General features: G+C 33.7%; 10 protein-coding genes and 2 pseudogenes. 11 read left to right on the top strand and 1 reads right to left on the bottom strand.

The genetic code is table 11. The annotated features are described in order from the left end of the window. Window positions 1-3: 3 nt before the first annotated feature. The 5 genes from BAU27_RS27660 to BAU27_RS27640 all read left to right on the top strand — a co-directional run bounded on the left by BAU27_RS27660 (window position 4) and on the right by BAU27_RS27640 (window position 6,954). Window positions 4-1,494: a distal tail protein Dit gene (locus BAU27_RS27660; RefSeq protein ID WP_071772653.1), complete on the top strand. Its 1,491-nt coding sequence runs from the start codon at window positions 4-6 to the stop codon at window positions 1,492-1,494. Further along, entirely contained in the window at window positions 1,491-4,529 is a 3,039-nt protein-coding gene (locus tag BAU27_RS27655; RefSeq protein WP_071772652.1) for a phage tail spike protein, read from the top strand. The genes BAU27_RS27660 and BAU27_RS27655 overlap by 4 nt, the downstream gene beginning before the upstream one ends. Before the next feature lie 239 nt (window positions 4,530-4,768). Next, window positions 4,769-5,728 carry a tyrosine-type recombinase/integrase gene (locus BAU27_RS27650; RefSeq protein ID WP_071772651.1) on the top strand — a complete coding sequence of 320 codons (960 nt, stop codon included), beginning with the start codon at window positions 4,769-4,771 and terminating at the stop codon, window positions 5,726-5,728. A gap of 15 nt (window positions 5,729-5,743) precedes the next feature. Continuing rightward, on the top strand, window positions 5,744-6,169 hold the full coding sequence (locus BAU27_RS27645) for a phage holin family protein (protein ID WP_071772650.1): 426 nt from the start codon (window positions 5,744-5,746) through the stop codon (window positions 6,167-6,169). After that, a complete protein-coding gene (locus tag BAU27_RS27640) occupies window positions 6,169-6,954 on the top strand; it encodes an N-acetylmuramoyl-L-alanine amidase (protein ID WP_071772685.1) in 786 nt (261 codons plus the stop codon). Before BAU27_RS27645 ends, BAU27_RS27640 begins: the two co-directional genes overlap by 1 nt. A 138-nt stretch (window positions 6,955-7,092) precedes the next feature. Here the strand turns inward: BAU27_RS27640 and BAU27_RS27635 are convergent, their stop codons facing one another. Further along, window positions 7,093-7,866, bottom strand: a complete 774-nt coding sequence (locus tag BAU27_RS27635) for a DUF6376 family protein (RefSeq protein ID WP_071772649.1) — start codon at window positions 7,864-7,866, stop codon at window positions 7,093-7,095. A 451-nt stretch (window positions 7,867-8,317) separates the two neighbouring features. Here BAU27_RS27635 and BAU27_RS27630 point away from each other — a divergent pair. The 6 genes and pseudogenes from BAU27_RS27630 to BAU27_RS27605 all read left to right on the top strand — a co-directional run. Then, window positions 8,318-10,060, top strand: a pseudogene (locus BAU27_RS27630) (RNaseH domain-containing protein); the annotation flags it as partial. A 208-nt stretch (window positions 10,061-10,268) separates the two neighbouring features. Next, a complete protein-coding gene (locus BAU27_RS27625; protein ID WP_071746097.1) occupies window positions 10,269-11,036 on the top strand; it encodes a DUF3959 family protein in 768 nt (255 codons plus the stop codon). Window positions 11,037-11,168: 132 nt separating this feature from the next. After that, window positions 11,169-11,593 (top strand): annotated as a pseudogene (locus tag BAU27_RS27620) (DUF3995 domain-containing protein). A gap of 55 nt (window positions 11,594-11,648) precedes the next feature. After that, window positions 11,649-12,653, top strand: a complete 1,005-nt coding sequence (locus tag BAU27_RS27615) for a DUF1835 domain-containing protein (RefSeq protein WP_071772648.1) — start codon at window positions 11,649-11,651, stop codon at window positions 12,651-12,653. A gap of 151 nt (window positions 12,654-12,804) precedes the next feature. Continuing rightward, window positions 12,805-13,209 (top strand): hypothetical protein, encoded by a 405-nt coding sequence (locus tag BAU27_RS27610; protein ID WP_071772647.1) that lies wholly within the window; start codon window positions 12,805-12,807, stop codon window positions 13,207-13,209. A 157-nt stretch (window positions 13,210-13,366) separates the two neighbouring features. After that, on the top strand, window positions 13,367-14,602 hold the full coding sequence (locus tag BAU27_RS27605; protein ID WP_071772646.1) for a cytochrome P450 family protein: 1,236 nt from the start codon (window positions 13,367-13,369) through the stop codon (window positions 14,600-14,602). The last annotated feature ends 133 nt before the right edge of the window (window positions 14,603-14,735 follow it).

Raw genomic sequence — 14,735 nt, 5'->3', positions numbered from 1 at the left:
ACGTTGGGGAAACTCAGTTTTACTTTTAATAAGATTAGAAAAGATTATATACAAATGTTAGTTGGAAGAAAACGCCCTTCTTGGGCTCCAGTTAAAAGAAAATTAGTAAGAGTCCCTAATCGCGCAGGGGCTCTTTTTCTTAATACAGAAACGGAGGAACGTCGTATTGATGTTCCTCTTGTGATTAAAGCGAAAAAAGATATGGCTGATTTACAAAAGATAAAGGAAGATTTAGCGGATTGGTTATATACAGAACAACCAGCTGAACTTGTTTTTGATGATGAGTTAGATCGAACTTACCTCGCTTTTATTGATGGTTCTATAGATTTGGATGAAATAGTCAATAGAGGTAAAGGCGTTATTACCTTTGTTTGTCCAATGCCATATAAATTAGGGGGAACAAATACTCACAAGTTTACTCAAGAGTGGTCTACAGAAACAACTTCTTATTTTACTAATAATGGAAGTGTGGAAGCCCCAGCGTTAATTGAAATGATTGCAAAAAAACCAAGCACTTTTTTAGATGTATGGTTTGGAAAATACCCTACAGAACGAAACTATTTCCGCATTGGTTATCCTCTCACTGTGGAAGAAACAACAGTACAAGAACGAGAAAGAGTAATGTGGGATGAAATGACTACATCTGTAGGATGGACTCCTGTTACTGGACAAGTTGAGGAAATGAAAGGAACAGGCAGTTTTAAATCAAGGGATGGTTACGCATTGTATTGTCAAGATTACGGACAAGAGAAAGGATTCCACGGTGCAATTGCTAAGAAAAATATTCCAGGTGGACCGTTACAAGATTTTGAAATGGAGACTTGGGTGCGTTTGAAATCAAAAAGTATTGGAGAAATGGGTCGTGTGGAGGTATTGCTTTTAGATGAATCAAGTAATATTGTCACACGAATTAACATGAATGATTTATATTGGGATGCTGAAATCACAAAATCATACATGCGTATTGGAAATGCAGGAACGCCTAACAGTATACGAAAATTAGTAGATACAAGTGGGGCACATCCTAATACATTTAATCAATTTTACGGTAGGTTACGTATTGCAAGGCGTGGAAAAGAGTGGTCTGTTTATGTAGCCCGTTTTAGAGATGGTACAGAAATAGATGACGCTTCGTTTGTTGAACGTTGGATTGATGAAACCGGAAATCCAATGACAGAACGAAAAATTGCACAAGTAATGATCTCAATCATGAGTTGGGATACAAATAAACCTGTTGATGTCATGCAGATTGATGATTTAAAGATTTGGAAAGTAAACAAAGTTCCATCAAATACAAAGCCTTATATTTTCGATACCGGAGACAAAATTGTTATTGATACAGAACGAAGTCTCGTCACAATCAACGGAATAAATGCGATTAACTTAAAAGATTTTTTTAGTGATTTTCCTAAAGTAATAAGTGGCGATAATCGTATAGATATCATGCCACCAGATGTAAACGCAACAGTTAGTTATAGGGAGAGATATAGATGAGAACACCAAGCGGAATATTGCATGTTGTGGATTTCAAAACTGATCAAATTGTCTCGGCTATTCAACCACAGGACTATTGGGACGATAAGCGCCATTGGGAAATCAAAAACAATATTGATATGCTAGATTTCACAACTTTTGATGGAACAGAAGACGCAATTACATTACAGCAACAAAACTTAGTTTTAAAAGAAGTCCGTGGTGGTCGAATCGTTCCATATGTTATTACTGAAGCCGAAAAGAATTCCGATAATAGATCTATTACCGCATATTCTTCAGGTGCTTGGGTTCAAATTGCTAAATCCGGAATTGTAAATCCACAACGGATAGAGAGCAAAACGGTTAATGAATTCATTGATATGGCACTTTTAGGAATGAAGTGGAAACGAGGTAATACTGAATACGCCGGATTCCATACCATGACCATTGATGAGTTTATCGATCCGCTTACGTTTTTAAAGAAAATTGCTTCATTATTCGATTTAGAAATTCAATATCGTGTAGAAGTAGTAGGCTCTCAAATTACTGGCTGGTATGTTGATATGATTAAAAAGCGCGGTCAAGAAACTGGAAAAGAAGTAGAGATAGGGAAAGACTTGGTTGGCGTTAAACGTATCGAACATTCACGAGACATTTGTACAGCTCTTGTTGGTTTTGTACGTGGTGAAGAGGAAAAAGTCATTACTGTTGAGAGTATAAATAACGGTCTTCCTTATATCACGGATAGCGATGCTTTCCAGCGTTGGAATGAACATGGAAAACACAAATTTGGTTTCTATACTCCAGAAACAGAAGAACAAAATATGACGCCACAACGATTGATGACATTGATGAAAACTGAGTTTAAAAAACGTGTAAACACATCTGTTTCTTATGAAGTTGAAGCACAATCAATTGGTCGTGTGTTCGGACTAGCTCATGAGTTGATTAATGAAGGCGATACAATCAAAATTAAAGATACAGGATTCACACCAAAACTTTATTTAGAAGCTCGAGTTATCGCTGGTGATGAATCATTTACCGATCCTACACAGGATAAATATGTGTTTGGTGATTACCGTGAGATTACTAATCCAAATGAAGAATTAAGAAAGATTTACAATCGCATTCTTAGTTCACTTGGCAATAAACAAGAAATGATAGATCAGCTAGAAAAATTAGTGAAAGAAGCTAATGAAACCGCTGGTAATGCACAAAAAGAATCAGAAGCAGCAAAAGTACTTGCTGAAAAGGTGCAAGAGAATATTGAAAAAAATACCGTTGAAATTATAGAATCTAAGAATCCGCCGACAACAGGCCTTAAAGATAGCAAGACTCTATGGTTAGATATTTCTAATGGTAAGCCTGGCATTTTAAAACTCTGGAAAGATGGCATTTGGGATCCTGTTGTTCCTGATATTGAATCAGTAAAAAATGAGGTTACTGGTCAATATAACGAAGTAAAAGAAACGCTTCAAGGGGTTTCACGTACCATTGTTGATATAAAAAACAATCAGGGTACCATTGAAAAAAAGGTTACAGCAATAGAACAAACGGCAAGCGGATTATCTTCCACAGTTAGTGATTTAAACAATGTATTATCAGATCAAGGTAAGAAACTTACTGATGCAAATTCTAAAATCGAACAACAGGCAACAGCAATCAATGCAAAGGTTGAGCTTAAACAAGTAGAGGATTATGTTGCTGGATTTAATATACCTGATTTAAAGCAGACAGTTAATCAGAATAAAGAAGATTTATTAAATGAATTAGCTAACAAGCTAGCAACTGAACAGTTTGATCAAAAGATGACTCTCATTGACAATCGTTTTACTCTCAATGAGCAAGGTATCGATTTAGCAGCAAAAAAGACAGAAGTATATACAAAAGAACAAGCAAACGGTGCATTTGCTACATCATCATATGTAAGAGATATGGAATCACGTCTTCAATTGACAGAAAAAGGCGTTAGCATATCTGTAAAAGAAAACGATGTAATCGCAGCATTCAATATGAGTAAAGAGAACATTAAATTAAATGCAGCGCGAATAGATTTAATTGGTAAAGTTAATGCTGAGTGGATTAAATCTGGATTGTTAAGTGGTTGCCAAATCCGAACATCAAATACCAATAACTATGTAAGTCTTGATGACCAATTTATACGCCTATACGAAAGTGGAGTTCCTAGATCGTTCCTTGGTTATTATCGTAGAGATGACGGTGCAGTACAACCAACATTTATTCTTGGAACTGATGGAAAAACCAGCGCTCCAGCAGGTGCTTTGTTTATGTCTCAAATGGGGGCTGGTTGGCCTCAGGCTAGTGCGAACATTGGTATTACTGATGACATAGTTGGTATTGAGATAAGAAAATCTGTGTTTTGGGAGCTTAACAGAAACGGAATTAGTGTTCTACACGCAAACGACTATCATGCTCTTTATGCCGGAAATGGAAACTGGCATTTCAGACGAGGAAAAAGTGGTCTATATCAATCTACATTAGCAATCGAAGATAATATCTCAGATGCAGATTTAAGATTACCTAATATTATATTACGTAATAGCAGGGTAGAAGGATATACTGGTGTTCTCCAACTAAAATCATCTGTAACTCAAAACGGATGGGGCGCCGTTCAAGGGAACTTTATGAGTCCTTCTCTAAGAGAATATAAATCTAATATTCGTGATGTTTCATTTTCTGCTTTGGGAAAAATCAGGAATCTTAGAATCAGGCAATTTAACTACAAGAATGCGGTAAACGAGCTTTACAAAATGAGAGAAGAGAAAGATCCTAGTGAACCACCATTAACAACACAAGCTATAAAAACATATTACGGAACAATTGTAGATGAAACTGATGAAGAGTTCGTTGATGAAAGTGGCAAAGGAATTCACTTATATTCATATGCATCGCTTACAATAAAGGCTTTACAGGAGTTTGAAGTTAAGCATGATGCAGAAATCCAAGAATTGAAAGAAAGTCATCAAGCTGAGATGGAAAGTATGAGTAAGCGTGTGGAAGCACTAGAAACATTGGTTCAAAAATTAATTAGTTAAAACAGATGGAGCAGCAAACGCTGGTCCTTTTTTTATTTTTCATAAAGGAGTGATTTTATGACATTTAAGACGTATGAAATAAATGGATAATTGGGACAGGCATAGCTGTCATAGCGGCAGTTACGGCAATAATACGCCTATGGCTATAGAACTATATAAAATACGGCTTTGAGTAGATTCAATTCATAGATTAAGAGGAGCGATTTCGCTTCTCATTTTATTTTGAGGAGATGATCAGTGTGAAACGAATAGTAGACCAAGTAATTTATGAAAAGTATGTTAGCCAAGAAAACAAAAACCTAGTCAAAGATTTTCTGATCGAAAAGAAAGCACAAGGAAAAGCGGCAAGCACTTTACAACAATACAATTGGGATTTACGAATTATTTTGTTTCTGATACATGAACACTTCGAAAATAAAAATCTTATTGATTTAACACGAAAAGACATTCGAAACTTATCTATTATTTTTCAGGAGATGGGAATGTCTAATGCACGTGTAAATGGATTGATGAGCGCTTTACGTTCGGCACTTGAATTTTGTGCAGACGATGATGACTATAATTATGAATTCAATGTAGGTTCAAGGGTACGTGGTTTACCTAAGAATCCAATTAGAGAAATTACATTTATTGCTGAGGACCAAATTAATTGGTTGATTGATGAATTACTTGAACAAGAGAAATATATGTTAGCAACTTATTTAGCACTTTCTTACTACAGTGCAGCGAGAAAGAATGAAGTTTACCAGGTTCAAAAAGAAGGATTAACAGAGCAATATTATACAAATGTGGTGCGAGGGAAACGCGGTAAAAAGTTTAGATTATATTACAATCCACGAGTACAGAAATGTATTCGTTTATATATAGATCAACGAGGTAAAGACGCTATTCCAGATTTATTTGTAAGAGTTTATAAGAATGGTGGGCGAAAACTTTTAAATAAAAGCGTATTTAATTATTGGTGCGAGATATTTGCTAAGATGCTGAACGAAAAGGAAGGTAAGGAATTTAAAATCAATCCTCACTGTTTCCGCCATAGCAGGTTAGATAATTTAAAAGTGGAAGGTGTACCGCTTGAAAAATTGAAATCACTCGCTAATCATTCTGATATCTCCACAACTGAGTCTTATTTAAAAGATAGAAGTGAAGAAGATATTGCAGAGATATTTGGAATGGATCCAAGTCACTTTGCAGCATAAAAAGGAGAGGGAAAGATGGATCGTATTGATGTATTAGTAAAAGCGTTTATAGCTACGTTTGGTGGCTTCTGTGGGTATTTCTTGGGAGGATGGGATGCAACATTGAAAATCTTAGTAACAATGGCAGTTATTGATTATTTAACTGGCATGATTGCAGCAGGTTATAACGGAGAGTTAAAAAGTAAAGTTGGTTTCAAAGGCATCGCCAAAAAGGTGGTGCTTTTTCTTTTGGTTGGAGTGGCAACCCAATTAGATATAGCACTTGGAAGTAATAGCGCTATTCGTGAAGCGACAATTTTCTTCTTTATGGGTAATGAATTGTTATCACTTTTAGAAAACGCTGGAAAGATGGGAATCCCTTTACCTTCAGCATTAACAAATGCAGTTGAAGTTTTAGGTGGTAAACAAAAACAAATCGAGAAAAAAGGAGATGTTGAATGATGGGTTGTTTCGCAGGTTCAGGTGGTCACAATAATATTGTACAAGGTGCAAATAGTGTTTATGGGAAAGAACATGTGGAGGATAGAAAGTTTCTTGACGCAGTTGCTAAATATGTACAAGCAGCAGGGTGGAAGTATGTGAATTGTTCTGATGAGGTTGGAACAACACAAACCACAGTTTGGAGCAATGCAGCTAATAATCATTTACGTGTTGCAGATAGTAATGCAGATTTACAGTTTCATCTAAATGCTTCTCCAGGTGGTACAGGCTGTGAAGTTTGGTTACATCCTTCATACGGAAATAGAGAATTAGCAGCAAAAATTTCAAAGGCGATGGCTGATGCATTCGGATTGAGAGATCGAGGAATTAAATTTTCAACAGATCTTGGATGGATTAATAAAACAAAAACAGGATTACTTCCTGAGATTTGTTTTATTGATAATGAAGTTGATATGAAAAAATATCGTGATAACTTTGATAAAGCAGCTAAAGCAGTAGCTGAAGTTATTGTAGGTAAAACAATTCAATCTGGGGGAGGGAGTAACGTGAGTAATGGTGGTTACCAATACGTTAAGTCAGGCGGTTTCGGTACCAATTTATTAAACGAAGCGATTCAAGCTATGGCTGAACGAGGAGTAAAAGGTAATGTGGTTGTAGATCCACTTACAGGATTATGCTATATCCAAACCGAGGTCTTACCAAATCCTGAATTAGATAAAATTACTTGGTGGATGGATACTAGACCAGGTGGAAAATGGTTTTACGAATATATCAAAGTGAAATAAAACAAAAGAATAGTTTGATAAACAAAAATAAGAGCCGTCCTATGGGCGGCCTTTTTCTATTTCTATGTAATTAAAATTTGCTTTTAGATAATGCTTTGAGTATAGGTCTTACAATAAAACCTATTAAACGAAATCCCTTTAAACTCCATTTTGTACATTTTGTATTTCGTTTAATGTTGAAGACATTATATCTACATAATCTATCATAGCACCTATGTTTAACTTGGCTGTTTCAGTATCATTTTCATTTAAAGCTATAAATGCTTGGTCTACCATTTGTTTAATTGCTCTTGCATCGTCTCTTAATTGAACTTTGAAGTAATCATACTCCTTAGGAGGTTCTATACTTGCTAGTCTATTAGCTCTCCCACTTACTCTACTTAATTCTCCCTTTAATCCTGTTTGAGTTGTTTTCCACGTTCCATCTTTTTCAGCTAAGGATTTAATAGATTGAACTGCCGTCTTTAAGTCATTAGAAGTATCCTTAATATCTTCTTGATACTTCTCTAAAGGAGAAGATGCACTAGAACCTTTAGTTAACTGCTTATCTCTATACTCTCTTTCCTCAGCTAGTGTTCTACCTTCTCCAATTACAGCTTCTTTTACTGTTTTATCGTTTGAGACTTCATTTTTATCTGTATCTTCTTTCTTTTCCGTTACCTCTTTTTCTTCCTTGGCTTTCTTTTCAGCAAGCAATTTTTCCTTTTCGGCAAGCAATTTTTCCTTTTCATCAAGCAATTCTTCTTTTTCTTTGTATAGCTTATCTGCTTCTTTGTCTATTGACTCGTCTTTCTTCTTTTCCGACTCTGAAACCTTTAAGCTATCAGTCTTCTTCTCTTCTGTATTGTCCTTAGAACATCCTACTAACATAAGTGGTAATGCTAAAAAACATATTAGTTTCTTTGCTTTCATTATGTATACTCCTTTTTGAAGAACATTGTAATTAATTAACATATGAAACTATAACATAAAATATATAAATAGGATATATGAATTTATCGTCATTACCATTAAATTCTTTTATTCTATTAATGAAAAATATGATATACATACTTGGAAATGAAATAATAGAAGAAAGAAGATTTATATTGCCATTACCTTGTTGGCGTCAATCCGTACCGTCTATTTTTTCTGAAATATGGTAGGTAGACGGACCTACACATTAGTACACAATTGGAAATATAATCAGTAAAGTGAAAAGGAATGTATGAGTTATTTAAATAAAAAAGTGCTAACAAGTTTGCAAACGAACTTGCTAACACCTATACAGAATAGATATGAATTATCGCCGATATGTCGTCTTTGAAATAGCTTTAATCAGTTACATCATACTTATACGAAATGCTCATAAAAACAGTCTTAATATCAAGAATATAACCATCCAGATATCCCTTTACTTTTGAGACGAAAACGGGGCATGATATTAATTTCTACCTCAGAGTTTACATTGAATAATAAAAAATTGCGGTTTGTAAAGCTAAAAGTACAGCAAGCGACAAACGGTATAAAATGGATTAAGTTATTTAGAAATTTAAAAGATGATTTTCATATAGGTGGAGAAGTTGAATTAGATCATATTCTTCAATATCCAAAAGACTATATTATGGGGACAAATAAAATAGTGTTACTTCCATATAATGAGAGAATATATAAAGTTCAAGGTACTAAAATAAAATCTGGTATAAAAGTAAAGGATAGAGAGTATTTATTTAAAGAATTTCAGCGGAAATTCTCTTATTTTACATTACTTCCAAAATGCAAAAAGGTAGTAACAAATAATGAAAATGAATTATTTCCTTTAATTGCACCAAAAGGGTTAGAGACTTTAACGTTAGAAGTTTGGTCCGACAATATATTAATGGAAATAGAACAAGCATTAATTGAAAGTGAAATTGTTTTAGCTAAGATTGGTGAGGCATCTTATGTATTAAATGCAGATTCTCCAGTATTGCTAAAGGTAGTGAGATTTAATATAGAAAAAGTGTTGCAAAATCCATATAAAATGCAATATTGCCAGAAATATAAAACAAATCTTGTAGATGATGTAATGAAAGCTGTATATGCCACTGCAGGTGAGCGAAATGATGCAACGTTAGCGTTAATCGCAATGGAAAATTGTGATGGGCGAGAGAAAATTGACCCAAAACAAATCGTTCGAGAAGGATTTGCACGAACAAAACGTATTTCAGCCTTTATTAATTTATTTATAGGCCAAAGTGTATCTCGTGAAACAATTGTGAATAGTATTCTAAGCTTACTAGAACAAAAAGGATTTTTGAAGCGTAGTTGGAATAAGATACATTTACCTTGTACATATGTTAATTTATCAATTGAAAGAATCTCGAAATTTGATTTCCTACCTATTTTTTCGAAAATACAAGGTAGAGAAATTTCATATAAATTATATGGGAATACAGAGTGGCAAACGATTGACTGCGTATTATTAAATATAAATGAACATAATGCATTTTTGCCACAACCATCAAAAAGAAATGATATGGGGGCTCTTTTTAAACAATTTGTTTCCGAAACATTAATGGGAATTTTACAACATGCGAAAGAGCGAACTGAACAAGTTTATTTCATTGTAGATGCGGATTTGAGAAAATATTGGATAAAAGAGTTACAAAATGAAAAAATTGATATAGATATTTTACCTGAGATTGTTCCGGCTATGCAAAAGATTCCAAATATAAATGTCATAAGAATAAATTCAGCTTTTGATGTGCCAAGCTACGATGTGATAGAACATGATAATGTTACGGATGGCACAGGTTTATATGCAGATCAAAAAGGTATGTATTACAGCACTGGTGAATACACATTAAATTGTAGTGAAATATTGCAGCGATATATCCTTGAAATTCTACCATTAGGTGTAAAATCTGTAGAAAGGGATTATATCGTTAAAATGATACATTACATGTGCTGTAATTCCAGTATGCTCTTGGAAAAAAATCTCCATATGACGTATTCCATGCATATGGTTAAAGTGATAAAAAGTTACATCACAGATATAGATGCAAGAGAGTTTAAAGAGTTTGAAGATGAATTAGATGTAGATATAATAAAAATGGAAAAGAAAGATTCAGTGATTCTACTTTAAATAAAGTAAACAAATCCTGCTCGTTATAGCGATCAGGATTTGTCATTTTTCTATGTAAATAATGCTATCCTTTGTCATGTATCTTTTCTTTTACGTATTTACTTTATTCACATACAGGATTAAGATGTTTTTTAGAAATACAAAATCTACATCATTTGGAAAAGTGATTTTTATTTAGTGAAAAGAAATTTGAAAGGAATGGGGAATTGTGAAGAAATTAGATGTGCTATTAATGTTACTAAGCGGCCTCTTTCCAATTGCAGGAATTATAAAGCAAATCCCTCTAGAACAATCTTTATATATTGGAGGACTATTATTTTTTACTAGTTTCGGTAGTTATTTTGCGAAAAAAGTATATTCACGTATATGTAGCTGGATAGCGTATGCACCATTTATAACATTACTGTTAGTCATATGGAACCAGGATATATCAACAAGTTCAATAATTACGAACGCAAAAATTGCCGCTTGTGTCGCGTTAATTCCGTGTTTATTCCGTTTCCGTACATATGGACTTACTTTGGGATTATTCTCGTTATGGGCTGCTTTACTATGGGATATAAAAGAAGTACAGTCGTTAGTCATACTTGAACGTATGATGAATTTAATGACAAGCCATTATTTATATATTCTTCTTTTAGTTGGAGGACTTATATTAGGTGGATTACTTGCGATGTTATTACACCGTAAAGAGAAAGACACTAATAAAGAAAATACTAATTTATTTAAACAAAAAAAGAAACGTAAAAGGCTATCCTTTAATATTCGCCTTCCAAGATTACCGAAACTTAAAATGAAATTATTTAAGTTTCGCGGAAAAGCATCTAAACATAAAGCACCAGAAAGAGTCCATGAGCATAATTACGAAGAACCAGTTGCGAAATATGAAATGACAGAGCAAATAGATCAATACAATGAAGGCACTGTTCAAGGGCAAACAAGGATGGAACGCCGCAGAAGTAGGTATAATGCATAATGAAATTTAGTAACCTCTTAATGATTTATCTTAAAATCGATTAATCATTAAGGGTTTTTTTTATGTAATTATATATAGGTTGCTAATGAGGGATTTAAAGCATTTTTTTAAGATAGGGACTTCAATAAAATAATGGGAGAAAAAAATACTTGTTATTATATATCTGCTTGTATATTATTCTTAGTTAGCTTTTTACATGTTTATTGGGACTTCGGAGGTAAGTGGAGGACAAGTAGTGTTATTCCAACTAAATCTGGAAAAAAAGCATTTTTGCCTCGTGGAGGAATGACATTATTCATTGTGTTACTATTAAGTATGGCAGCAATAATTTTATTACATCAAGCAAATGTTGTTCATTTTGCAGTTCCTCATATAATAGTTCAAACGGGTTCCTGGATTTGTATGATTGTGTTTTTCATTAGAGTAATTGGTGAGTTTCATTATTTGGGTATCTTTAAACGAAAAAAGATACCCACTTTGCTAGAATGGATACTATTTTATATATTCCTCTTTGTCTTTTTTTATCTCTTACGTTTTTATTAGTAATAATCAAGTGAAAATATATGATACACTATAACTTACGTTATTTTAGTAATGAATAGAGGGATTTACATGATAGATAAAATTAAAAATGTTGTCGATGAAATGTATGAGGATGAAGCAAAACATTTACTGCAAAGTCTCCTTATACAATTAGATTTATTAGAAGAGAACTATAGTGAAGATACGATTAAACACTTGATGAGTATACCTAAGCAGCTGACGAATGATATATCCTATAAAAGAAATGTAAAAGAAAGTACACATATTCATATCACTTTCGATGAATCAACAGGTGGTTGTTTAAAACATATGTTAAGTCAAGAAGAACTATTTGAGGAGAGTGTTGTTTCATTCTCTGAATTCTTTTCAATTGGACCGATACACCAATTACATACGAATAAAGGGCAACTAGCAAGACAGCAATGGTTATTAAACAATCTAACTACTTATGATGGTTATTTTGAAGAAGAATATCTAATGAATTTTATGGAAACTTTAGAAGAACTACATTCTATTCCAAATGAAACACCAATTACCATCTGGAAGGCGAATAACGCACATGAACATGTAGGCCTTTGTTTTGTAATGGCTCAATTAAAAGATAAGAAAAATATTCGTATAATTAATACATCTGAAGCGAGCAGAGAAATATTAAAACAAGAGTATGATATACGTGGAACGGGTGAATTGCCGCCCGAAAGTTTAGCTACTTTCATAAGGAATTCTGTAGAGTTATCATATTTAACTAAAGAGACTAGAGAAAAGTTTGAACATGAATGGGATAGTTTATCGAATAGTACAGAGTTATTAAGAATTTGGAAAGACAATGAAGTACATTCGGTGAAAGAAGACTATTTTGATCCTTTTATTATTGAATGCGCAAAAAGAATAGGTGCTGATAAAGACTTCCTTAAAGCTCCGAGAGTAATTGGGGAAGTGCTTGGTCATGTCGAACAACTTGTAGGGGATACCATTTTAGAATACCGATTGAAAGCATTAATTAATCAAGATTTATTTGAATTTAAAGGTTCACTAGAAGAAATGCGTTTTTATAGTGTGAAGTTGAGTAAATAAAAAATACATTCCGTTTATGAAAAAGCTTGTAGTTTTAAAACTACAAGCTTTATTTTTTTAGTTGAATTTGGGCTATACATAAGCTTCCTACAGTTGGCCTACAACATATGTATGTTAATGGAAATGAATGAAAAGAAGGTGATATGTTAATATGTATAACCAACAAAATTATCCATATGATCAAGGAATGTATTATAATCCGCAAAAATACGGATATGAATCTGTAAATGAAGCGAGAGATATTGAACAAGAAGATTACAGACCAGATGATGCGGAAGATGCTCCAACGTCACCACCACCATCACAAGCTCCGTCTTTACCGTCAACATTTGCTTCTCCTGCACAAGCTGGCAATATGAAATCATGGATGTGTAATTGCTTAGGAAGATGGGGATATTTACGTTTACATCGTCCTGGGCCTTTCGGAAGAGACTTATGGTTCTTTCCGACAGAAGTTAGAAGAAACGGAGTCTCAGGATACACTTGGCAAGGTGGCCGACGTCGTAAAGTAAGTTACCGATATCAACAAATTAGTAATTTTATGTGCTTTGCATAAAGAAGAGTGAGAGAGTAGAAAGATTATACTTTCTCACTTTTTTATTTTTCAATATACGAAGTAAGATTTTGATTAAAAATTTACAATTTTCACGTTTTTATTAGAGTATAATGCAAATGTTGGCTGGTTTTCAAAAAAATGAGAGTGAGGGAATACAATGTCAATGAAAAATAAAGTTGGACTAAGAATAGAAGATGGTATTAATTTAGCTTCAGCTCATTTTAAAGAAGATGCTTATGAAATTTATAAAGAATCAAGAAAAGTGCAACCTGTCCTATTTGTAAATAAAAATGAATTAGGTGCGGAGTGGCTTATTACAAGATATGAAGATGCTCTGCCACTTTTAAAAGATAATCGCTTAAAAAAAGATCTGGCAAATGTGTTTCCTCAAGATACAAAGAACATGTATCTTTCCGTTGACAATAGTGATCATTTAACTACGCACATGTTAAATTCAGATCCACCTAACCACAGTCGTTTACGATCTTTAGTTCAAAAAGCTTTTACACCGAAGATGATTACACAATTAGACGGAAGAATTCAGAGAATAGCGGATAATTTAATAAGTGAGATAGAGCGAAAAGGTACATTAAATCTTGTGGATGATTATTCATTCCCATTACCGATTATTGTAATAAGCGAGATGCTAGGAATTCCAAAAGAGGATCAAGCGAAATTTAGAATTTGGTCGCATGCTGTCATTGCATCGCCAGAAACACCTGAAGAAATAAAAGATATTGAAAAGAAACTATCTGAATTTATTACATATCTTCAATATTTAGTTGATGTAAAACGACAAAATCCAAAAGAAGATTTGGTCAGTGCTTTAATACTTGCAGAAAGCGAAGGGCATAAACTTAGTGCTCCGGAGCTATATTCAATGATTATGTTACTTATCGTAGCTGGACACGAGACAACTGTGAATTTAATTACAAATACAGTATTAGCACTTCTTGAAAATCCAGAACAATTACAGTTATTAAAAGAAAATCCAAAACTAATTGATTCAGCTATTGAGGAAGGATTACGATATTATTCTCCAGTAGAGATTACGACTGCAAGATGGGCGGCTGAGCCGTTTCAAATTCACGAACAAACAATCCAAAAAAGAGATATGGTTATTATCGCATTAGCTTCAGCAAACCGTGATGAAACAGTATTTGAAAACCCAGAAGTATTTGATATTACACGAGAAAATAACCGTCATATTGCCTTTGGGCATGGTAGTCATTTCTGCCTAGGTGCACCACTTGCTAGGTTGGAAGCAAAGATTGCTATTACTACTTTGTTAAAGCGGATGCCTGAACTACAAATAAAAGGCAATCGTGAAGACATTAAATGGCAAGGCAATTATTTAATGCGTTCTTTAGAGGAATTGCCTTTGACTTTCTAGAATAGTTAAATTGAGACATGCATACATTGAAAATGTTTTACATAGAGTATGTATGTGTTATTTAAATTCGAAACGGAAGGGTGAAAACATCCCAATGATCAACTAATTCTATTTTTAAGAGATCTTCGTTAAA

The organism is Bacillus sp. NH11B, assembly GCF_001884205.1.
In the GTDB taxonomy this organism is placed as follows: Bacteria; Bacillota; Bacilli; order Bacillales; family Bacillaceae_G; genus Bacillus_A; species Bacillus_A proteolyticus.
Note: the sequence above shows the minus strand (reverse complement) of the source record. Positions and strands in the feature narration are given on the sequence as shown.